Source organism: Leifsonia sp. NPDC080035, from assembly GCF_040050925.1.
Lineage (GTDB): Bacteria > Actinomycetota > Actinomycetes > Actinomycetales > Microbacteriaceae > Leifsonia.
The window spans coordinates 3,446,408-3,465,634 of the sequence record NZ_CP157390.1; the positions used below are offsets into that span (position 1 = coordinate 3,446,408).

At 73.3% G+C, this 19,227-nt stretch carries 24 protein-coding genes; 13 read left to right on the plus strand and 11 right to left on the minus strand.

Annotated features, from left to right (window positions below; genetic code table 11):
• Positions 1-40 precede the first annotated feature (40 nt).
• Positions 41-733 (plus strand): alpha/beta hydrolase, encoded by a 693-nt coding sequence (locus AAME72_RS16750; RefSeq protein ID WP_348787667.1) that lies wholly within the window; start codon positions 41-43, stop codon positions 731-733.
• Here AAME72_RS16750 and AAME72_RS16755 read toward each other — a convergent pair.
• The 3 genes from AAME72_RS16755 to AAME72_RS16765 all read right to left on the minus strand — a co-directional run bounded on the left by AAME72_RS16755 (position 730) and on the right by AAME72_RS16765 (position 1,886).
• Positions 730-882 (minus strand): hypothetical protein, encoded by a 153-nt coding sequence (locus AAME72_RS16755; RefSeq protein WP_348787668.1) that lies wholly within the window; start codon positions 880-882, stop codon positions 730-732. The two genes, AAME72_RS16750 and AAME72_RS16755, sit on opposite strands and share 4 nt — an antisense overlap.
• Positions 872-994, minus strand: coding sequence for a hypothetical protein (locus AAME72_RS16760; RefSeq protein WP_348787669.1), 123 nt, complete (start codon positions 992-994; stop codon positions 872-874). Before AAME72_RS16760 ends, AAME72_RS16755 begins: the two co-directional genes overlap by 11 nt.
• A 124-nt stretch (positions 995-1,118) precedes the next feature.
• Complete coding sequence (locus AAME72_RS16765; RefSeq protein WP_348787670.1) at positions 1,119-1,886, minus strand: nucleotidyltransferase domain-containing protein; 768 nt, start codon at positions 1,884-1,886, stop codon at positions 1,119-1,121.
• A 45-nt stretch (positions 1,887-1,931) separates the two neighbouring features.
• On the opposite strand from AAME72_RS16765, the gene AAME72_RS16770 reads away from it, so the two are divergent.
• Positions 1,932-2,153 carry a hypothetical protein gene (locus AAME72_RS16770; protein ID WP_348787671.1) on the plus strand — a complete coding sequence of 74 codons (222 nt, stop codon included), beginning with the start codon at positions 1,932-1,934 and terminating at the stop codon, positions 2,151-2,153.
• 186 nt (positions 2,154-2,339) lie between these two features.
• The gene (locus AAME72_RS16775) at positions 2,340-2,618 is read left to right on the plus strand and encodes a hypothetical protein (protein ID WP_348787672.1); all 279 of its coding nucleotides are present in this window, start codon (positions 2,340-2,342) and stop codon (positions 2,616-2,618) included.
• Here the strand turns inward: AAME72_RS16775 and AAME72_RS16780 are convergent.
• From AAME72_RS16780 to AAME72_RS16790, 3 genes are read right to left on the minus strand one after another with little or no spacing between them, the layout of a single operon-like run.
• Entirely contained in the window at positions 2,605-3,084 is a 480-nt protein-coding gene (locus AAME72_RS16780; RefSeq protein ID WP_348787673.1) for a GNAT family N-acetyltransferase, read from the minus strand. The genes AAME72_RS16775 and AAME72_RS16780 overlap by 14 nt on opposite strands.
• Positions 3,081-3,848, minus strand: a complete 768-nt coding sequence (locus tag AAME72_RS16785) for an alpha/beta hydrolase (RefSeq protein WP_348787674.1) — start codon at positions 3,846-3,848, stop codon at positions 3,081-3,083. The genes AAME72_RS16780 and AAME72_RS16785 overlap by 4 nt, the downstream gene beginning before the upstream one ends.
• Positions 3,845-3,988 carry a hypothetical protein gene (locus AAME72_RS16790; protein ID WP_348787675.1) on the minus strand — a complete coding sequence of 48 codons (144 nt, stop codon included), beginning with the start codon at positions 3,986-3,988 and terminating at the stop codon, positions 3,845-3,847. Before AAME72_RS16790 ends, AAME72_RS16785 begins: the two co-directional genes overlap by 4 nt.
• Before the next feature lie 183 nt (positions 3,989-4,171).
• Between AAME72_RS16790 and AAME72_RS16795 the strand changes: the two genes are divergently transcribed.
• From AAME72_RS16795 to AAME72_RS16835, 9 genes are all read left to right on the plus strand, one after another.
• Complete coding sequence (locus AAME72_RS16795; RefSeq protein ID WP_348787676.1) at positions 4,172-4,420, plus strand: hypothetical protein; 249 nt, start codon at positions 4,172-4,174, stop codon at positions 4,418-4,420.
• A 31-nt stretch (positions 4,421-4,451) separates the two neighbouring features.
• Complete coding sequence (locus tag AAME72_RS16800) at positions 4,452-5,444, plus strand: glycosyltransferase (protein WP_348787677.1); 993 nt, start codon at positions 4,452-4,454, stop codon at positions 5,442-5,444.
• A 32-nt stretch (positions 5,445-5,476) separates the two neighbouring features.
• Complete coding sequence (locus tag AAME72_RS16805; RefSeq protein WP_348787678.1) at positions 5,477-6,514, plus strand: iron-containing redox enzyme family protein; 1,038 nt, start codon at positions 5,477-5,479, stop codon at positions 6,512-6,514.
• Positions 6,511-6,726, plus strand: coding sequence for a CDGSH iron-sulfur domain-containing protein (locus AAME72_RS16810; protein ID WP_348787679.1), 216 nt, complete (start codon positions 6,511-6,513; stop codon positions 6,724-6,726). Before AAME72_RS16805 ends, AAME72_RS16810 begins: the two co-directional genes overlap by 4 nt.
• Before the next feature lie 364 nt (positions 6,727-7,090).
• Positions 7,091-7,300, plus strand: coding sequence for a heavy metal-associated domain-containing protein (locus tag AAME72_RS16815; RefSeq protein WP_348787680.1), 210 nt, complete (start codon positions 7,091-7,093; stop codon positions 7,298-7,300).
• Positions 7,301-7,428: 128 nt separating this feature from the next.
• On the plus strand, positions 7,429-9,705 hold the full coding sequence (locus AAME72_RS16820) for a heavy metal translocating P-type ATPase (RefSeq protein ID WP_348787681.1): 2,277 nt from the start codon (positions 7,429-7,431) through the stop codon (positions 9,703-9,705).
• Positions 9,706-9,906: 201 nt separating this feature from the next.
• A complete protein-coding gene (locus AAME72_RS16825) occupies positions 9,907-11,946 on the plus strand; it encodes a heavy metal translocating P-type ATPase (RefSeq protein WP_348790165.1) in 2,040 nt (679 codons plus the stop codon).
• Between the two features lie 9 nt (positions 11,947-11,955).
• Positions 11,956-12,813, plus strand: a complete 858-nt coding sequence (locus tag AAME72_RS16830) for an endo alpha-1,4 polygalactosaminidase (protein WP_348787682.1) — start codon at positions 11,956-11,958, stop codon at positions 12,811-12,813.
• Between the two features lie 95 nt (positions 12,814-12,908).
• A complete protein-coding gene (locus AAME72_RS16835) occupies positions 12,909-14,195 on the plus strand; it encodes an MFS transporter (protein ID WP_348787683.1) in 1,287 nt (428 codons plus the stop codon).
• 31 nt (positions 14,196-14,226) lie between these two features.
• Here AAME72_RS16835 and AAME72_RS16840 read toward each other — a convergent pair whose 3' ends face one another.
• Both AAME72_RS16840 and AAME72_RS16845 read right to left on the minus strand, forming a co-directional pair.
• Positions 14,227-14,778 carry an isochorismatase family protein gene (locus tag AAME72_RS16840; protein ID WP_348787684.1) on the minus strand — a complete coding sequence of 184 codons (552 nt, stop codon included), beginning with the start codon at positions 14,776-14,778 and terminating at the stop codon, positions 14,227-14,229.
• On the minus strand, positions 14,775-15,371 hold the full coding sequence (locus AAME72_RS16845) for a dihydrofolate reductase family protein (protein ID WP_348787685.1): 597 nt from the start codon (positions 15,369-15,371) through the stop codon (positions 14,775-14,777). Before AAME72_RS16845 ends, AAME72_RS16840 begins: the two co-directional genes overlap by 4 nt.
• Before the next feature lie 137 nt (positions 15,372-15,508).
• Here AAME72_RS16845 and AAME72_RS16850 point away from each other — a divergent pair, with 137 nt between their 5' ends.
• On the plus strand, positions 15,509-16,096 hold the full coding sequence (locus tag AAME72_RS16850) for a DNA starvation/stationary phase protection protein (protein ID WP_348787686.1): 588 nt from the start codon (positions 15,509-15,511) through the stop codon (positions 16,094-16,096).
• Positions 16,097-16,188: 92 nt separating this feature from the next.
• Here the strand turns inward: AAME72_RS16850 and AAME72_RS16855 are convergent, their stop codons facing one another.
• From AAME72_RS16855 to AAME72_RS16865, 3 genes are read right to left on the minus strand one after another with little or no spacing between them, the layout of a single operon-like run.
• A complete protein-coding gene (locus AAME72_RS16855; protein WP_348787687.1) occupies positions 16,189-16,872 on the minus strand; it encodes a glycosyltransferase in 684 nt (227 codons plus the stop codon).
• Positions 16,869-18,143: a PIG-L family deacetylase gene (locus tag AAME72_RS16860; RefSeq protein ID WP_348787688.1), complete on the minus strand. Its 1,275-nt coding sequence runs from the start codon at positions 18,141-18,143 to the stop codon at positions 16,869-16,871. Before AAME72_RS16860 ends, AAME72_RS16855 begins: the two co-directional genes overlap by 4 nt.
• Positions 18,140-19,225 carry an acyl-CoA dehydrogenase family protein gene (locus AAME72_RS16865; RefSeq protein WP_348787689.1) on the minus strand — a complete coding sequence of 362 codons (1,086 nt, stop codon included), beginning with the start codon at positions 19,223-19,225 and terminating at the stop codon, positions 18,140-18,142. Before AAME72_RS16865 ends, AAME72_RS16860 begins: the two co-directional genes overlap by 4 nt.
• Positions 19,226-19,227: the final 2 nt, after the last annotated feature.

Below are 19,227 nucleotides of genomic sequence, written 5' to 3' on the forward strand. Positions count from 1 at the left end.
GTGACACACCGGTGACATCTCAGGATGCGAAGGTCGACAGATGACCAGCTCTCGCGCATCCATCCTCCTCGTCAGCGGCGCGGGCCTCCCTGCCTGGATCTGGGACGAGGTGCGGTCACGGCTGGACCCCGACCGGGACACGGCGGTCGCGGCGCGCCCGACCGGCTCCGCCCGGTTGGCGGACTATGCGGCGGCGGCAATGCGTTCGGCCCCGGAGGGCCCGCTCGTCATCGTCGCCCACTCCGTCGGCGGGGTGATCGCGGCCGAGCTGCTGGCCACGGCGCCGACGCGGGTCGCCGGGCTGCTCGGCGTCTCCGCGGTCGTCCCGAGGCCCGGCCGCTCGTTCATCGGCGCACTGCCCGCGCCGCGTCGCTGGCTGGTTTCTGCGGCGATCCGGGTCGCCGGCACCCGCCCTCCGGATGCGGCGATCCGCGCCGGGATCGCGGCCGGCCTGCCGGAGGCGACCGTGGAGCGACTCGTCGGCGACTTCACGCCGGAGTCCAGGTCGCTCTACACCGATCGGGCGGGGCGGATACCGTCCGGCCGACCGCGCGGTTACGTCTTCACGGCACGGGACCGGGAGGTCCCGCTCGGCATGCAGCGAGCCTCCGCGGAGCGCGTGGGCGGCACCTGGCGCCGGACGTTGCCCACGGGCCACCTGCCGATGCTCGAGGACCCGGCGGGATTGGCCTCGGCGATCGCCGCGTTCGCCGCGGCGGTTCCCTCTCCCTAGCCGCCCGGGTTCTCGACGGGGGTGCCGTCGGGATCGGTGCCGGTCGCGGGGTCGACCGTCTCGGGGTGCGAGGGCGACGTCGGATGATCCGGGCCCGGCCCGCCCGGCTTGCCCGGGCGCTCGTCGACTGTCGTGTCGTCAGCGGTCATCGGCGCCGCCGCCCGACGCGGTGTCCTCGCCGTCGTCCGGCTGCTCGCTCTGGGTGCCGGAGCCGTCGGGCAGCTCCTCGGCGTTCGGTCGGTCCTTCTCGTCTGCGGTCATCGTCCACCTCGTTCCCGGCCTCGGTGCGGCCGTCGCGCGACACTACGCCGCGGCAGCGGAGGCCGCCAGGGGTGCACGGCGCGACCGTCCCCGTCCGGTACGTCGCGCACCTGTTCGAGCAGGGTCAGTCGTGCCGAACGGGGTCGGCCGCGGCCCAGACCGGCGCGCACAGGTCTTCGACGCGGTCGCAGGTCACGGCGAGCGACGTTGGCGCCGCCTCCGCGGCGTCCACGATCCCGTCCAGCGCCCGGAGACCGGCGCGGTCGAGCAGGCGCTTCTCGTTGGTCACCCACTCCCCTCGCGCCGCCAGTGCCGCGTGCGCCGTCTGCAGGGTCGCGACGGTCAGGGTGGCGAGGCACTGCGCCTGGCGCCCGGCCGCGGCGTGGGATCGTGCGTACGCCGCGTGCAGGCGCGCGGTGTTCGTCCAGACGGCCGGTGCGGCGCGGCGGAGCGCCGCCGGGTAGGACGGACGCGGTAGGTCGCCGATCAGCACCTCGGCGATCGCGAGCTCGGCGAGCAGGATGTACCCGGGGATGCCGGCGAGGTGGAAGGAGAGCGGCTCGATGCGGACGCGACCCGCCTCGGCGTCCGCGATCTCCCGGTCGACGACGTCGAGGTCGCGCCAGTGCAGGTCGACAGGGACGCCGTCGACCCGCAGCCAGGCGCCTCCATTGAAGACGCCGCCGCCCCAGGCGCCCAGCTCCGACACCTCGCCCGGATGGCCGAGCGCCCGCACACCGGCCGGGTCGAAGGCTCCCCGGTAGTACACCCCGAGGTCCCAGTCGCTGTCCGCGCGCGCGTCTCCGCTCGCCCGGGAGCCGCCGAGCGCCACCGCCTGCACGCCGGGCAGCTCCGCCAGCCGGTCGACGAGTCGTCGCAGGGCATCGTCCATCCGGCGATGCTAGCGCGCCGGCCGGACTGTGTCAGGCTGGACGCGTTGCTGACCGCGGAGCACTCCACCGCCGCGGCCAGGCTGGCCCGCCGGGAGATCGGCGGAGGGTTCGAGGTGGCGCTCGGCCGGAGTGCAGCCGCCGCGGATGCTCTCGCGGCGCAGGCGCCTCCCTCCGTGCATCGCATCCCGACGGACGGCCGCACTGTTCGCGAGATCGCGGAGGAATTGGTGGCCCTCTCCGGATGGGCGACACCGTCCGGCGGCTGACGGGAACCGCCGGTCGGCAACACGCAGCGCGGGACCGAGGCGTTCTCGCGGACGCACTGGCCGACCGGACTCGTGCTCGGTTTCGACGCGCACGCGATGACCGAATGCACGGAAGTCGGTGCAGCATCTCGCGGTCTGAGGCCCCGTGGAACGATCGGTCTTGATATGCACGCATAACGTGTGCGGATGGCGGAATTCGAGATCGCGGTCACCCGGGGCGGGGCCAGGATGCTTGTGCGCGTCGTCGCGGACGACGACGCCGACGCACGGCGCATCGTCGCCAGGGCCATGGGCGATGCCGTGCTGTTCGAGCCGGTCCCCGCCAGGCGCGCGACGGTCGTCACGGCGCCGACCGGCCTTCCCTTCCTGCTTCAGGCGTCGGCGGCGGGGATGACGGCCGTGCTGCTCGGCCGGCTCGCCGCGCTCGCGGAGGCAGAGCGCCGCGCCGCGATCAGCGCGTGCTGACGGGCCGCTGCAGCACCACGTGCATCAGTTTGCCGTCGACGGCGAACCCGTTGCGCTCGTAGAACCGGACGGCCAGCGGGCTGGAGTGCACGGTCACCCGTTCCAGCCCGCGCTCCGCGGCGCGGTCGAGGACGGCGCGGACCAGCAACGCCCCGACACCGGAACTTCGATGCTCCGGCACCACGTACGCGCACTGAAGGTCCCCGGAGAACCGGTCGAACGCCCGGGCGGCGGGCACCCGTCGCACCACCGCGAGCCACATCATCCCGATGACTCCGGCCTCGGCGGTCGCCACGAAGCACTCGTGCGCGCCGCCGGTTCCGCGCGCCCAGTCTGCGAACCGTTCGGCGAACGTCGCGCGGTCCTCCAGCGCCTCGCCGCCGAACTCCTGCAGCGAATCCCAGCGGAGGCCGCCGACGACCGCCCAGTCCTCGTCCCGGCCGGCCCGGATCTCCACATCGGTCATCCGGCCACCCTATTCCCGGGCTCGGTCATCGCACGGGCGACCGCGTCCGGGCGAGCGTGCATGACGACGTGCGGTGCGTCCGCGATCTCGATCATGGTCGCCGTGCGGGCGAGCGCGAGCAGGCTGCGCATCCACGAGGCTCGCGCGATCGGGTCCCGTGCGCCGCGGACGAGCAGTATGGGGGCGGCGATCGCAGACAGTTCCGATTCGAGCCGGTACGCCAGCATCGACGGCAGCACAGCGAGGTACCACCGCGGACCGCAGCGCAGATAGTCGCCGATGACGAGGCGGTTGCTGCGCGGCCGCTCCCGCAGCGTGTCCAGGAACAGCCGCCAGGCGGCCCGGAGCGGCGAGCGGTCGCGCGGCGCCATCACCGGCCCGATGAGCACCAGCCGGGACACGAGGTCCGGCCGGGCGACCGCCAGCCGGCTGACGATCTGCGTGCCCATCGAATGCCCCACGAGGACGCAGGGGCCGAGGTCCCGCTCGTCGAGGAACCGGGCGACGACCGTCGCGTAGTCCTCCACGGTGTACGGCCGGGAGGGTCGCGGAGCGCGGCCGAACCCCGGCAGGTCGATGCCGATCACGCGCCCGCTCGCGGCGAGCGCAGGGGCGAGCCGCTCGAAGTAGCGCGAACTCACGCCGATGCCGTGCACGAGCAGGAAGGTCTCACCGCCCGGCGCCCCGGCGTCGAACGTGACGACGGGCACGGCGGAGGCGGTGCCGGTCTCCGAGCACGCCGCTCGTCCGCGCACGGGCGTCACCGAGCGACGATCGTCAGCACGCTCGCGACGAGCAGCGGCACGGCCATCAGCAGTGCCGCTCCGGCGGCGACACCGCGCCCGAGCAGATCCAGGCCGCTTCCGCCCATCGTCCCGGTGCTCGTCCGTCGCTGCCACGTCATCGCGGTCTCCTTCCCTGCAGGCCGATTGCGCCGCATCCACTCTCCGCCGGCGCGCAGCGCGCCGGGAGGGGCTTGACAGCCACCGGACCCGCACCGGCTGTCAAGCCCTGCCGCGGCGGCGAGGCGGGTGGTTCAGTACGAATGCAGGGTCCGTGCCCTGGGGCCGGCAGGAGGAGGAGCACCATGCTGACGATGTACGAGGGCGTGCCCGTCGGGCCGGAGCTGGAGATCGTCGCGCTCTCGGAACACTCCTGGCGGGTCAGCGACAGCAGGCGGTCCCCGGCGGACGCGGACGGGATGCTCGCGTATGTCGAGCGCGACGCTCACGGTGTCGAGGTCATGCTGCTGCGTCCCGGCCGGGTGGAGACCGTGCGCACCGACTGCCTCGCCGCCGCGCTCGCCCTCGTCGGCTCGCGGATGGAGGACGCGTGACGGCCGACCGGCGGCGATGGGTCGCCGGAGGATGATCGACGCCGAATACGTCCTCCCCCTGCGCTGGGCGGACGACCGGGGTCTGGACGAGCTCGTCGGGTACCTCCGGGTGCTCTCCGGCTGGATCGATGTGACGGTGGTGGACGGGTCCGGGCCCGACCGGTTCTCGGCGCACGCCGCCGCCCTGCCCGCCGGGGTGCGGCACCTGCCGGTGCAGCCCTGGCCGGGGAGGAACGGCAAGGTGGCCGGAGTGGTGACCGGCGTGCGGGCCGCACGCCACGAGCGCGTCGTGATCGCGGACGACGACGTGCGCTACCGGGAGGACGCGCTCGGCGCGCTCGTCGGACGCCTCGACGACGCCGACGTCGTCGCGCCGCAGAACCACTTCGCTCCGCTCCCCTGGCACGCCCGGTGGGACACCGGCCGCATCCTGCTCAACCGCGCGCTCGCCCACGACTTCCCCGGCACCCTCGCGGTGCGGCGCTCGCGTCTTGCCGAGCACGGTTACGACGGCGACGTGCTGTTCGAGAACCTGGAGCTGCTGCGGACGGTGGCCGCCGCCGGTGGCCGTGTGGTGGCGGCGGACGACCTGTATGTCGAGCGCAGACCGCCGACGTTCCGGCACTTCGCCGGCCAGCGGGTGCGCCAGGCGTACGACAGCCTCGCGCAGCCGGTCCGCCTCGCCGCCGAGCTGCTGATCCTGCCGGTCGTGCTCCTCGGCCTGCTCCGGTCGCGGCGCTCGCTGCTCGCGCTCGCCGTCGCGGCGGTCGCGCTCGCCGAGGCCGGCAGGCGGCGCGCGGGCGGCTGCCGCGTGTTCCCTCCCAGCTCCGCGCTCTGGGCGCCGGCGTGGTTGCTCGAGCGCGGGGTGTGCGCATGGGCGGCGGTCGTCCAGCGGGCCCGCGGCGGTGTTCGCTACTCCGACGGCCGCCTCGCGCGGGCCGGGACGCCGCTCCGCGTGCTGCGGAACAAGCATCGGAACGAGCCGCGGAGCGAGCACCGAAACGGCTCCCGCGCAAGCACTTGAACCTCCCGTGGGCCGCGGTCAGGGTCGGAGACATGACACCAGAGATCACACCGCGCGGGCCGGTGAGCGAGGCGCTGCTCGCGGCTCTCGCGACGGAGCCCGACCCCGAGAGCCCCGCCATGCGCCGCGTCGTCGAGGAGGCGGACCGCGCGCTCGCGGCGGCCGGGGACCTACTGACCGACGACGACCTGCAGCTCACCCTGTACGTGATCCACGGCCTCTCCTACGGCGACACCGTCGACGCCGACGATGACTGGGAGTGGGACCCGCAGGTGGTGCTGGTCCGGCGCCGCATCGAGCGCGCCGTGGAGGCGCAGCTGCGCGAGCGCATCCCGCTGGACGACCTGCCGCAGCCGGACGCCGAGTCGGTGGCGGCGTACCTGTTCGAGCTGACCGCCGAGGACGGCGGTCCCAGCCTCTCGCGGTACATCGCCAAGAAGGCGACGGACGAGCAGGCGCACGAGTTCGTCATCCAGCGGTCCATCTACACCCGCAAGGAGGCGGACCCGCACTCCTGGGCGATCCCGCGGCTCACCGGGCGAGCGAAAGCGGCGCTGGTGGAGGTGCAGTCGGACGAGTACGGCGGCGGCCGCCCGCAGCGCATCCACGCGGAGATCTTCGGGCGCACGATGCGCGGACTCGGCTTGGACGACGCCTACGGCGCGTACGTGGACGCGGTGCCCGCGATAACGCTCGCATCCTTCACGACGATGTCGATGTTCGGCCTGAACCGGCGGCTGCGCGGGGCGATCGCGGGACACCTGGCGGCGTTCGAGATGACCTCCTCCATCCCCAACCGGTTCTACGGCAACGGGTTCCGGCGGCTCGGCTACGACGACGCGGTGACCGACTACTACGACGAGCACGTCGAGGCGGACGCGGTGCACGAGCAGATCGCGGGGCGCGACCTGGCCGGTGGCCTCGCCGAGGACCATCCCGAGCTGCTGCCGGACATCATCCTCGGGGCGAAAGCCTGCCTCTACGTCGACGGCCTGGCCGCGGCGCACATGCTGGAGAGCTGGGAGGCCGGACGCAGCTCGCTCCGCGAGCGGGAGCGGGTCGGCGCATGACCAGGGACGAGCAGCCGCCGGAGGTCGTCGTCTGCCCGAACGGTCCCCTGCTGGTCCGCGGCCACGTCGACCTGGTGACGCCGGAGGGCGAGCCCGTGCAGCAGCGCCGGCGCACGATCGCGCTCTGCCGGTGCGGCGTGTCCTCGATCAAACCGTTCTGCGACGGGACGCACAAGGCCGTGCACTTCACGACGGAGGACACGGCGCACTGATCCGACTCCTCCACAGGTGTGGCGTTCGGCGGGGTTATCCACAGGTGGAAGTGCTGGTCGGGGGCGATTTCTGGTCGGTTCGAATGTCGGTGGTGTCTGGTTGGGTTGAACCATGACCAGTACGGAGGCATCCACGACGACGGCGGGGACATCCACCTGCGACGCAACGTCCCCTCCTTCATCCCACCATCACATCGGCCCCCACCGGCAACCACGAAGAGGCGGCCGCATCCGGGTTCCCGAGACGGCGCATGCCGCATGAAGACACCGGGCGTGAAGCAACGCGAGCGGGAATACCCGCTAGGGGTAGGGTGCTACACTGTCCGAAGGATACCCACTGGGGGTATGTCGGAAGGATGGGACGATGAGCGTCAGCGAATACCAGGTGACCGGGATGACCTGCGAGCACTGCGAGCGATCGGTGCGCGAAGAGGTCGGCCGCATCCCCGGCGTCGAGGACATCCGGGTGAGCGCGCAGAGCGGCTCCCTCGTTGTCACCTCCGCCGACCCGCTCGACGACGCGGCGGTGTTCGCCGCGGTCGACGAGGCGGGCTACACCGCGGTCCGCGCGTAGCGTCCGCGCCGGTCGTCGGCGACCTGCTCGTGCGGGCCGACGACCGGCGCGACTGCTGCGGCCACCATCCCACCAGGACACGGGAGCCTGCGCCCACCGGGTGCGCTCCCACGCGAGGAGAGACGTCCATGAGCACAACGGCAACGCCGGGCACCGCGGGATCGAGCATCGAGCTCGAGATCGGCGGGATGACCTGCGCGTCCTGCGCCATGCGGATCGAGAAGAAGCTGAACCGGCTCGACGGCGTGAACGCCACGGTCAACTACGCGACGGAGAAGGCGCGGGTCGCCATCCCCGACGGCTACGAGCCCGCGCTGCTCGTGGCCGAGGTGGAGAAAGCGGGATACACGGCCACTCTCCCCGCACCGCCCGCGGCCGAGGGCGAGGCCGATGGTGAGAGCTTGGGCGCCCCCGCCGACGGCGCCGACCCCGAGCTGAGCGCGCTCCGCACCCGGTTGATCGTCTCCGTGGTCCTGACCGTCCCCGTGGTCGCGCTGGCGATGATCCCCGCGCTCCAGTTCACGTACTGGCAGTGGGCATCGCTGACGCTCGCGGCGCCCGTCGTGGTGTGGGGCGCGTGGCCGTTCCACCGGGCGGCCGCGATCAACATCCGGCACGGCGCCGCGACGATGGACACCCTCATCTCCCTGGGGACGACGGCGGCCTTCCTCTGGTCGCTGTACGCGCTCTTCCTCGGTACGGCCGGGATGCCGGGGATGACGCACCCGTTCGAGTTCACTCTCGCGCGCTCCGACGGCGCCTTCGACATCTACCTGGAGGTCGCGGCCGGGGTCACCACGTTCATCCTGGCCGGCCGCTACTTCGAGAAGCGCTCGAAGCGGCGAGCGGGCGCGGCGCTGCGGGCTCTGCTGGAGCTCGGCGCCAAGGATGTGGCCGTGCTGCGGGACGGCGTCGAGCACCGCATCCCGGTCGCCCGGCTGCGCGTCGGCGACGAGTTCGTCGTCCGGCCGGGCGAGAAGATCGCCACCGACGGTGTCGTCGTCTCGGGGACCTCGGCGGTCGACGCCTCCCTGCTCACCGGCGAGTCGATCCCGCAGGAGGTCGGCCCGGGCGCGACGGTGACCGGAGCCACGCTGAACGCGGGCGGGCGGCTGGTGGTGCGTGCGACGCGCATCGGCGCCGACACCCAGCTCGCCCAGATGGCGAAACTCGTCGAAGACGCGCAGAGCGGCAAGGCGCAGATCCAGCGCCTGGCGGACCGGGTCTCCGGGGTGTTCGTGCCGATCGTGATCGCGATCGCCCTGGGAACCCTCGCGGTGTGGCTGCTCATCGGCGCCGGCCCGGCCGCGGCGTTCACCGCGGCGGTCGCCGTGCTGGTGATCGCCTGCCCGTGCGCGCTCGGCCTGGCCACCCCGACCGCACTGCTCGTCGGAACCGGACGCGGGGCCCAGCTCGGTGTCCTCATCACGGGTCCGGAGGTGCTGGAGAGCACGAAGGCCGTCGACACCGTGGTGCTCGACAAGACCGGCACCGTGACGACCGGGCGGATGAGCCTGGTCGGGACGGTGACCGAGCCGGGCACGGACGCGGACGAGCTGCTTCGTCTCGCCGGAGCACTGGAGGACGCCTCCGAGCACCCGATCGCGCGGGCGATCGCATCCGCGGCGCGCGAAGCCGGTTCGCTTCCCGCCGTGGAGGGCTTCCAGAACGCGGAGGGTCGCGGCGTGCACGGCATCGTCGACGGGCACGCGGTGCTGGTCGGCCGGGAGAGCCTGCTGGCCGACTGGTCCATCGCGCTCGGCCCGGCCGTGGCCGCGGCGAAGGCGGAGGCCGAACGGGAGGGCACGACGGTGGTCGCGGTCGGCTGGGACGGGCGCCCGCGCGGCATCCTCCTGGTCGCCGACACGGTGAAGCCGACGAGCGCGGAGGCTGTGGCCCGACTGCGCGCCCTCGGCCTCGACCCGGTGCTGCTGACCGGGGACAACGACGCGGTCGCGCGGCGCATCGCGGCCGAGGTGGGCATCCAGCGGGTGATCGCCGAGGTGCTGCCCGCCGACAAGGTCGCGGTGGTCGAACGGCTGCAGCGCGAGGGCCGGGCGGTGGCGATGGTGGGAGACGGCGTCAACGACGCACCGGCGCTCGCCCAGGCCGACCTGGGGATCGCGATGGGCGGCGGCGCCGACGTGGCGATCCAGGCGGCGGACATCACGCTGGTGCGCGGCGACCTCCGCAGCGCCGTGGACGCGATCCGGCTCTCCCGGAGGACGCTCGGCACCATCCGGACGAACCTGTTCTGGGCGTTCGCGTACAACGTGGCGGCGATCCCGGTCGCGGCCCTCGGCCTCCTGAACCCGATGCTCGCCGGCGCGGCGATGGCGTTCTCCAGTGTGTTCGTCGTCGGCAACAGCCTGCGCCTGCGCGGGTTCCGCAGCATCGTCCGCTAGTACCGTGAGAGAGCAGAGGAAGGCGACACCATGACCGACCCGCACGCGCACCACCACCAGACCGCAGGCACGCAGGAGCACGACGCGCACGCCGGGCACGACGTGCACGCCGGCCACGACTTGCACGGCGGGCACGACGCGCACGAGATGCACGACGCGCACGACATGCACGCCGGGCACGACGCGCACGCCGGGCACGAGATGCACGCCGGGCACGACGCGCACGCCGGCCACGACATGCACGGCGGCCACGACATGCACGGCGGCCACGGCGACCACGTCGGCCAGTTCCGGCGGCTGTTCTGGATCAACCTCGTCATCGCCGTGCCCGTCGTCGCCACGTCGGGGATGTTCGCGATGATCCTCGGCTACACCGTGCCCGGCTGGGCGGGCTGGATCGCGCCCGTGCTCGGCACCGTGATGTACGTCTGGGGCGGCTGGCCGTTCCTCACCGGCGCGGTCAGCGAGCTGCGGACGCGGAAGCCCGGCATGATGCTCCTGATCGGCCTGGCGATCACGGTGGCGTTCCTCGCCTCGTGGGGGGCGACGCTCGGCCTGCTGGACCACGAGCTCGAGTTCTGGTGGGAGCTCGCGCTGCTGATCGTGATCATGCTGCTCGGCCACTGGATCGAGATGCGGTCGCTGGCGCAGACCAGCTCCGCGCTCGACTCGCTCGCCGCGCTGCTGCCGGACGAGGCGGAGCGCGTGGAGGGCGACGAGGTCGTCCCGGTCTCCCCCGCCGACCTGCGCGTCGGTGACGTGGTGCTCGTGCGCCCGGGCGGCAGCATCCCCGCCGACGGCAGGATCGTGAGCGGCCGCGCCGACATGGACGAGTCGATGGTCACCGGGGAGTCGCGCTCCGTGTCCCGCGGCGAGGGCGACCCGGTCACGGCGGGCACGGTGGCGACCGACTCCGGCATCCGGGTGGAGGTCACCGCAACCGGAGACGACACGGCGCTCGCCGGCATCCAGCGCCTGGTGGCGGAGGCGCAGAACTCGTCGTCCCGCGCCCAGCGGATCGCCGACCGCGCCGCCGCCCTGCTGTTCTGGTTCGCGCTCGGGGCAGCGGCGATCACCGCGGTCGTCTGGACGCTGGTCGGCAGCCCGGACGACGCGGTCGTCCGCACGATCACCGTGCTCGTGATCGCCTGCCCGCACGCGCTCGGCCTCGCCATCCCGCTCGTCGTCTCGATCGCGACGGAACGCGCGGCCCGCGGCGGCGTGCTCGTGAAGGACCGGCTGGCGTTGGAGAGTATGCGCACGGTCGACACGGTGCTCTTCGACAAGACCGGAACGCTCACGACCGGCGAGCCGACGGTGACCGAGGTCCAGGCGGCGGGCGGGATGGATGCGGACGGCGTGCTCGCGCTCGCCGCGGCCGCGGAGGCGGACAGCGAGCACCCGCTCGCGAAGGCGATCGTGCGGGCCGCCCGCGAGAAGTCGCTTCCGGTCGCGCGGGCGACCGGATTCGGCTCCGCACCCGCGGTCGGTGTGACCGCGACCGTGGACGGCGCAGAGATCCGCGTCGGCGGCCCCCGGCTGCTCGAGGAGGTCGGCGGCGAGGAGCTGCCGCACGCCGAGGAGTGGCGCAGCGACGGCTCGATCATCCTGCACGTCGTCCGCGACGGCGCGGTGATCGGCGCGCTGCGACTGGCCGACGCGGTGCGGCCGGAGTCGCGGCAGGCGGTGGATGCGCTGCACGCGCTCGGCGTGCAGGTCGTGATGATCACCGGCGACGCCGAGGCGGTCGCCAACGCGGTCGGCGCCGAGCTCGGCATCGACCGCGTGTATGCCGGGGTCCGTCCGGAGGACAAGTCCCAGACGGTGGCGGAGCTGCAGAAGGAGGGCAGGAAGGTCGCGATGGTGGGCGACGGCGTGAACGACGCGCCGGCGCTCGCGCAGGCGGACGTCGGCATCGCGATCGGCGCGGGCACCGACGTCGCCATCGCCTCGGCCGGGGTCATCCTTGCGAGCTCGGACCCGCGCAGCGTGCTGTCGGTGATCGAGCTGTCCCGGGCGACCTATCGCAAGATGAAGCAGAACCTGTGGTGGGCGGCCGGCTACAACCTGCTCTCGGTGCCGCTGGCGGCCGGTGTGCTCGCGCCGATCGGGTTCGTGCTGCCGATGTCGGTGGGGGCCATCCTGATGTCGCTGTCCACCGTGGTCGTCGCCTTGAACGCGCAGTTGCTACGCCGTCTGGACCTCAGCCCGGAGAAGAGCGCTGCGGCGGTCGCTCGTTAGGCTGAAGCGGTGCGGAAGGGTGCGGTCTGGGCGGGTGCGGTCGCGGCGTGCGCTCTGGTGGCGGCCGTGATCGGCGGATGCGCGGCACGACCCTCCGCTCCGGCGGATGGGGCCGCGTCGTCGCCCGCCGCCACGCTTCCCGATCCGGACGCCGGCTTCGACTACCAGCTCGGCGGCCCTTCGTCCCCGCCGGAGGGCGTGACGGTCGTGGAGCGCGACCGGACCGCGCCTCCCGCCGGCGCCGGGTACGACATCTGCTACGTGAACGGCTTCCAGACCCAGCCGGACGCCTCCGCCGCGTTCGCGAAGCGGCACCCCGACCTCGTGCTGCGGGCGGGCGGGAAGCCGCTGGCGGATCCGGGCTGGCCGGACGAGTACCTGTTCGACACCTCCACCCGGGCCAAACGCGCCGCCATCGCGGCGACGGTCGGCGAATGGATCGAGGGCTGCGCGCGCGACGGCTTCGACGCGGTGGAGATCGACAACCTCGACTCGTACACGCGCTCGCACGACGCCCTGACCGTGGACGACAACCTGGCGCTCGCGGCGGACTACGCGCGCATCGCCCACGGCGCGGGACTCGCGATCGCGCAGAAGAACACCGCCGACCAGACGCGCCGGCTGGCGAAGGCCGGCTACGACTTCGCGGTGACGGAGTCCTGCTTCGCGTACCAGGAATGCGACGCGTACACGTCCGTGTATCCGGTCGTTCTGGACATCGAGTACACGGACGAGCTCGGCGCCGCGCGGTTCGGGGCCGCGTGCGCGAGCGACGACCGCCCCTCCGCGATGATCCTGCGCGACCACGACCTCGTCGCGTCGTCGGACCCTGCCCACGTCTACCGGTCCTGCCCGCCGCGCCCCTGATCTGGTGACGAGGGGCACGTTGTTGTCCCTTTCGGGGCCGAAAAGTGACAACGACGTGCCCCTCGGCGGATAGCCTGAACCGGGGAGGGACGCGGATGTCGGCGACCGGCGGGGAACGATCCGGGGTCTTCCGCGTGCCCGGCTTCGCGTCCTACTGGAGCGCGTACACGGTCTCCGCGTTCGGCTCGTACGTCACCTCGCTCGCACTGCAGGTGCTCGTGGTGGCGTTGGACGGTTCCGCGACGGACGTCGGGCTGGTGAGCGCGGCGCGCTGGGCGCCGTATCTGGTGCTCGGCCTGGTGGTCGGGGCGCTGGTCGACCGGAGGCGCCGCCGGCCCATCGTGGTGGGCAGCGACCTCGGCCGGTTCCTGCTGCTCGCTGCGATCGCGGTCCTCGGCTGGATCGGTTGGCTCGGCATCCCACTGCTCCTGGTGCTGGTAGCCCTCGTCGGCCTGCTGTCGCTGACCGGGGATGCGGCGTCCCAGGCGCTGCTGCCCCGCATCGTCCCGCGCACGGCGCTGCTGCCCGCCCACGCCAGGACCGACCAGAGCGACGCCGTCGCGCAGACGACGGGTCCGCTGGTGGCCGGTGCGCTCGTGTCCCTGCTGGGAGCTGCGACCGCCGTTGTCGTGGATGCGCTCAGTTACCTGTTCTCGGCGGTCGCGATCGCGCGGATCCGTCTCGATGAGCCGCCGTCGCGCCCGCTGGCCGGCGCGCGCCTCGGCCACGAGATCGCGGAGGGGCTCCGGTGGGTGTACCGGCATCGCACGCTCGGTCCGATGGCGGTCGGGACGCACCTCTGGTTCCTGTTCAATGCCGTGTTCGGCACGGCGTTCGTCTCCTTCGCCCTGATCGAGCTCGGACTGGACGCCTTCCAGCTGGGCGTCGCACTCGCCGGGGCGGGGGTCGCCGGCCTGATCGGGAGTTCGGTGGCGCCGCGCATCGGACGGCGCTGGGGGGCCGGGCGCGCAGTCATCGCCAGCAACCTTGTCATGGGTCTCGGCTGGGCGGTCGTCGCGGCGGTCCCGTCCGGGGTGTCCGGGTGGCTCGCGGCCGGCCTGCTCTGCTGCGGGCAGCTCCTCTACGGGCTGGGGCTCGGCCTCAGCAACTCGAACGAGATGGCCTACCGCCAGGCGCTCACGCCGGACGAGTTGCAGGCGCGCACGAACACCACCATCCGCTCGGTGAACCGCGCGATGATCGTCGTGGGCGCACCGCTCGGCGGTGTGCTCGCCACAGCACTCGGCTACCAGGCGGCCGTGTGGATCGCCGTCGCCGGCCTGGTCGTTGCGACGGCCATCCTCGCGCTGTCCCCGTTCCGGTACGCTCGCCACGCCGCATCCGACACCGCCGCATCCGACTCCCCCGCATCCCGGCCGTGACGCATTCGCGCTCGAGCGGAGCAGGGCCGCCTCAGCGCAGGGGCACGGTGGCCGCGGGCGCGATGTCGGCCGTGCGGCCGGGGCCGGTGTGGCCCGACCAGTACATGTTGGTGTGGGCGACCACCAGTTCCGGCGGCGGTGCGCCCCACTCGCTGAGGTCCTCGGTGGTGTGCGCGTCCTCGACCAGCGTCACGTCGTAGCCGCGCGTGAAGCCGCCGTGGATGGTCGAACGGATGCACTCGTCGGTCTGCGAGCCCGTCACGACGATGCGGCTCACGCCCGCCCCGGCGAGGACATCCTCGAGTCCGGTGCCCTCGAACGCGTCCGGGTAGTGCTTCTCCACCAGCGGCTCCGCGTCGTCGCGGACGAGTTCGTCGACGAACCGCCAGTCGTCGCTGCCGCGCTCGACATGCTCGTCCGAGTGCTGCACCCAGACGACCGGGGTTCCCTCGGCCCGCGCTCGGTCGACGAGACCGCGGATGTTCGCGACGACCTCGTCGCGTCGGTGCGCACCGCCGATCACGCCGTTCTGCACGTCGATCACCAGCAGCGCCGTCCCCTCCCGTCCGACGAGCGTGCTCACGATGCCTCCGTCCGGCGGTAGGTGCTGATGACGATTCCGGCGGGGACGGTGTGGCTCTCGATCAGGGTCAGGCGCGAGACCGGGAAGCCGTCCCCGAACAGCTTCTTACCCGTCCCGAGCACCAGCGGGAAGACCATGAGCCGGTACTCGTCGATGAGGTCGTGCTCGGCGAGCGTCCGGATCAGCGACGTGCTCCCCCACACCCGGATCTCGCCCTCGGTCTCCTCGCGCAGCCGGCGCACCGCGCCCGGCACGTCCGGCCCGAGCAGGTACGAGTTCTGCCAGCCGACCTCCGTCAGTGTGTTCGACGCGACGTACTTCGGGATGCGGTTGTAGAGCCGGGTCAGCTCACCCTGGAACCCGGGCGCATCCTCCGGCCACACGCCCCACGCGTTCGCGAAGATCTCGTACGTCCTCCGGCCGAGCAGCAGCGCCGTTGAGCGCTTCTCCCACTCCGGAACCGTCTCCTGATCATCGAAGCCCAGCTGCCAGCCGCCGTGCGGGAAACCGCCCTCGCGGTCCTCGTCGCTGGCGCCCGGCGCCTGCGCGACCCCGTCGAGTGTCAGGAAGGTCTGCACAACGATCGAACCCATCTCGTCTCCCTCCGGTCACCGACGAGTCTGCGCCGCTCGCCGCGCCGGCACCAGCCCCGGCTCGTCAACCCGGTTGCCGGACCGCGCACCCCGGTCTACCGTCCTCGCCGAACCATCCATCAGAAGGAGGAACCACCATGGCCACTGCGCGCACGAAGTCCGGAACGAAGAGCACGTCGGCGAAGGTGTCCGCGCCGCGGACGAGCTCTCCGAAGGGAGCGAGCGCCGGCGAGCACTCCACCCGTCGCGAGAACGCGGAGGGCGGCTTCGTCGCCTCCGCCTCGCTCGCCGGCGACCTGCAGCGGGTTCACGTGGACCTGATCGAGCTGCACCTGCAGGGAAAGCAGGCGCACTGGAACATCGTCGGCCGCAACTTCCGCGACCTGCACCTGCAACTCGACGAGATCGTCGAGGCGGCCCGCGAGTTCAGCGACGACGTCGCCGAGCGGCTGCGCGCGCTGCACGCGACTCCGGACGGGCGCTCCCGCACGGTGTCCGAGCAGACCTCGCTGGAGGAGTTCCCGAACGGCGAGATCGACACCGCGGCAGCGGTCGACCTGATCACCAACCGCCTCGAGAGCGTCGTTCGCACCATGCGGTCGGTGCACGACGACGTTGACGAGGAGGACCCGACCTCGGCCGACCTGCTGCACGCGATCATCGAGCGGTTCGAGCAGCTGGCCTGGATGGTCAGCGCGGAGAACCGCACCCCCTCCGCCCAGTGAGCCCCGTCATCGAGTGAGCGCCGCCATCCGCTCCGGAGTTCTTCCCGCGACACGCCGGGTGGGCGCGGGAAGAACTCCGGAACGGGCGGCGCTCACGCGGTGAGGTCGCGCAGGTAGCGGGCGTAGCCGTCCGGCGCCCGCCCGATGAGGCGGCTCGAGGTGCGCACGGGTTCGGCGTCGTCCGCGACGACCCGGAACCCGTCCGCCCGCAGCCGCGCGACCAGCTCCACATCCTCCCCGACGGGAAGCGGCGGGAACCCGCCGACCGCGGTGTATGCGCTCGCCCGCACCCCGAGGTTGGCGCCGTGCACGTGCCCGACCGTCGCGCCCGGACCGTGGCTGCGGTGCCAGGCGTGCCGGCGCGACGCGTCCAGGTCCGCGAGCCGGGGGACGACCGCGCCGACGTACGCGTCCGCGGCGCGCTCCGCTGTCAGGTGCTCGCGCAACCAGCCGGGCGGGACGGTGCCGTCGGCGTCCGTGAACGCGAGCCAGATCTCCTCCTGACGAACCTCCGGAATCCGGATCGCGGCGAGCCCGGCGGCGACGGCGTCGGCGCGGCTCCGCCCGACGTTGCCGTGCTCGCGCTCCAGGACAAGGACGTCCGGGAACCGCCTGAGGACCCCGGCCGAGTCGTCGGTGCACGAGTCCAGCACCACGACGACCGTGGACGGCACGTCGACGAGGGCCCGGGCGCGCGCGAGCGAGCGCACGCAGGCGCCCAGCGTGAGCTCCTCGTCCCGCGCCGGGACCGCGATCAGGATGTGCCGCACGCTCACCCGAACACCTCCAGCACGAATGCGTCCTCCGCGTGCCGCACCCGGCGCTGGAGCCCGGAGAGCCCGGCGAACGCGGCATGGGCCTCCGCCCCGGACTGCGCGAAGTCGTCCGCGGAACCGGTCCAGTGGCAGAGCACCACCTCGCCGCCGGGGGCGAGCGCCCCGACGATGCGCTCGATGCACTCCGCCCACTGGTCGCGCGCGAGGTAGTAGGCGAGCTCGGAGACGACGACCAAGTCGAAGCGCCCGGGAGGCCACTGCGCCGGCACGCGCATCCGCTCGACCGTGACGCCGGCCATCCCGGCGGTGCGGGCGCGCGCGAGTGCGACGGCGGAGGCGGCGGCGTCCACGCCGAGCAGGACGTCGCAGCGCTCGGCGAGCGCCGCGGTCGTCTCGCCGTTCGAGCACCCGAGCTCCAGGGCGTTCCCGTAGCTCTCCCGCGGGAGGGACGCCACGAGCAGCGTGCGCTTGCGGCGCTCGTACCAGCGGGTCCGTGCTCCCCAGGGGTCGTCCGCCTCCCGGTGCAGCCGCTCGAAGTGGTCACTGATGGGGTCGGCGAGGCGGCCGGCGACCGGCTCGACGAGGATTCCGGGGCCGTCGGCCGCGCGCCGGAGCAGCTCCGGGGAGAGCACGCCGTCCGGGTTCGTCGGCGAGTGCCGTTGCGAGGCGAACGCGGCGAGCGCCGCCTCCACTCGCGCTCGCTCCCCGGCGCCCGCGTCGAAGGCGATCGCCCGCTCCCACGGCAGGTCCGCCGGGCTCCCCCACTGCCACAGCCAGATCGGGTACAGCAGGACGCGGTCGCCACGCTCCGTGCTCCGCCGGGCGACGGCCCTGCCGAGCGTGCGATGGTCGCCGTGCCGGTCGCCCGGCCACGGGGCGAGGACGAGCCGCCGGCCGCCGCCTCCCCCGGCCAGCGCCGCCTCCACCGCGGCCTCCAGTTCGTCCTCGTGGTGCTTCAGACCGCCGTCGGGCAGCCCCAGCCAGGTCACGTCCGCGTGGACGCCGAGCGCCACGAGCGCGTCGCCGAGCTCCGCCTCGCGCTCGGGCTCGCTGCAGGTCGCGACGATCACCGACACAGGCCGGTCGAGCGCGGCGAAGGCGGCGAGCAGACCGCCCGCGCCGAGTGTCTCGTCGTCGGGATGCGCCGAGAAGACGACGACGGACTCGTACCCCGCGAGCTCCGCCGCGGACAGCACGGGAACGCCCGCCTCGCGCACCGAACGCTCCCACTCCGACGCGGAGGTCTCGGCCACGAGCGGATCGAACGTCACCACGCCGCCTCCACCTCACCCAGGTGCCGGGCCAGGGACGCGTCGTCGCGTCCGCGATGGTACTGCGACACGTAGAGCTCGAGGTCGGCGCAGCGGCGGGCGAGCGAGGCATCGAAGGCCAGCGCCGCCGGCCCGAGCACGTCGCGCGCGCAGGCCAGCGCCTCGACCGCCGCGTCGGCGGCGAGGCCGCGCACGGTGTGGGCCAGCGCGGCCCCGTCGCGCTCCGCTCCCCCGTCGATCCGCCGTGCCGCGTCGTCGAGCGCCAGGCGCGCGGCGTGCACACTCCGGTGCAGCGCACCGGCGCGTGCGCCGGTGATGGCGTCGTCGGGGCGCGACCGCGCGCGAGCGATGACGGCGGTGAGGATCGGCAGCGTCGCCCCGAGCCAGCAGGCCGCGACCCCGATCCCTCCCCAGCGGAACCCGGGCCGCTCCAGATACCAGCCGTCCGCGCCGACGGGCGTCGCGGGCGCGGCGTCGAACCGGACGGGACCGCTCTCCACCTCCGCGAGCCCGTGTGCGACCCAGCCGGACGGCTCGACAGTGACGCGATCCCGCAGCGCGACGGCGAACAGCCTCCTGCGTCCGTCGCCCGTCGAGGCGGATACCAGCGCGTGCGACAGCGACCCGGCGAGCGAGCACCACGCCTTGCGGCCGTGCAGCGTCCAGCCGCCGTCCGCGCTCTCGGCGCGGGTCTCGGCGCCGGGCGCCTCCGCCGCGAAGACGCCCCAGGTGCTTCCCGGAGCCGGGGCGGGCTCCCCGGCCTCCGCGAGGATGGCGAGCGCATCGACGTGCGGCTCGAGCACCCGCGCCGCCGTCACATCGGCCGCGGCCACCCGTGCAAGACCGCTGAACCGCTCGGCGGTTCCGCCCGAGGCGGGCAGCGGGAGCAGGTCGGCGCCGGGAATGTCGGCGAGGGCGTCGAGCAGGGGTGCGATGCGGCCGCCGCACTCCCCGGCCGTCGCGATGTACTGGTCGAGAGCAGAGGTCACCATTCGAGCATCCTCCCGCTCGACCGGACGGGCGAGGCCTTGACGGGCGGCAGCGGCGCGTGGCATGCGCTCGTCGATCGTCCGCTTCGTCATGG

What these genes read in the sequence shown, in the direction of transcription:
- AAME72_RS16790 (WP_348787675.1), bottom strand. Translation starts at nt 3,988, where the DNA reads ATGACGTGGCAGCGACGGACGAGCACCGGGACGATGGGCGGAAGCGGC.
- AAME72_RS16845 (WP_348787685.1), bottom strand. Translation starts at nt 15,371, where the DNA reads ATGGGTTCGATCGTTGTGCAGACCTTCCTGACACTCGACGGGGTCGCG.
- AAME72_RS16795 (WP_348787676.1), top strand. Translation starts at nt 4,172, where the DNA reads ATGCTGACGATGTACGAGGGCGTGCCCGTCGGGCCGGAGCTGGAGATC.
- AAME72_RS16775 (WP_348787672.1), top strand. Translation starts at nt 2,340, where the DNA reads ATGGCGGAATTCGAGATCGCGGTCACCCGGGGCGGGGCCAGGATGCTT.
- AAME72_RS16820 (WP_348787681.1), top strand. Translation starts at nt 7,429, where the DNA reads ATGAGCACAACGGCAACGCCGGGCACCGCGGGATCGAGCATCGAGCTC.
- AAME72_RS16765 (WP_348787670.1), bottom strand. Translation starts at nt 1,886, where the DNA reads ATGGACGATGCCCTGCGACGACTCGTCGACCGGCTGGCGGAGCTGCCC.
- AAME72_RS16750 (WP_348787667.1), top strand. Translation starts at nt 41, where the DNA reads ATGACCAGCTCTCGCGCATCCATCCTCCTCGTCAGCGGCGCGGGCCTC.
- AAME72_RS16815 (WP_348787680.1), top strand. Translation starts at nt 7,091, where the DNA reads ATGAGCGTCAGCGAATACCAGGTGACCGGGATGACCTGCGAGCACTGC.
- AAME72_RS16800 (WP_348787677.1), top strand. Translation starts at nt 4,452, where the DNA reads ATGATCGACGCCGAATACGTCCTCCCCCTGCGCTGGGCGGACGACCGG.
- AAME72_RS16805 (WP_348787678.1), top strand. Translation starts at nt 5,477, where the DNA reads ATGACACCAGAGATCACACCGCGCGGGCCGGTGAGCGAGGCGCTGCTC.
- AAME72_RS16865 (WP_348787689.1), bottom strand. Translation starts at nt 19,225, where the DNA reads ATGACGAAGCGGACGATCGACGAGCGCATGCCACGCGCCGCTGCCGCC.
- AAME72_RS16850 (WP_348787686.1), top strand. Translation starts at nt 15,509, where the DNA reads ATGGCCACTGCGCGCACGAAGTCCGGAACGAAGAGCACGTCGGCGAAG.
- AAME72_RS16755 (WP_348787668.1), bottom strand. Translation starts at nt 882, where the DNA reads ATGACCGCTGACGACACGACAGTCGACGAGCGCCCGGGCAAGCCGGGC.
- AAME72_RS16835 (WP_348787683.1), top strand. Translation starts at nt 12,909, where the DNA reads ATGTCGGCGACCGGCGGGGAACGATCCGGGGTCTTCCGCGTGCCCGGC.
- AAME72_RS16825 (WP_348790165.1), top strand. Translation starts at nt 9,907, where the DNA reads ATGCACGCCGGGCACGACGCGCACGCCGGCCACGACATGCACGGCGGC.
- AAME72_RS16760 (WP_348787669.1), bottom strand. Translation starts at nt 994, where the DNA reads ATGACCGCAGACGAGAAGGACCGACCGAACGCCGAGGAGCTGCCCGAC.
- AAME72_RS16780 (WP_348787673.1), bottom strand. Translation starts at nt 3,084, where the DNA reads ATGACCGATGTGGAGATCCGGGCCGGCCGGGACGAGGACTGGGCGGTC.
- AAME72_RS16810 (WP_348787679.1), top strand. Translation starts at nt 6,511, where the DNA reads ATGACCAGGGACGAGCAGCCGCCGGAGGTCGTCGTCTGCCCGAACGGT.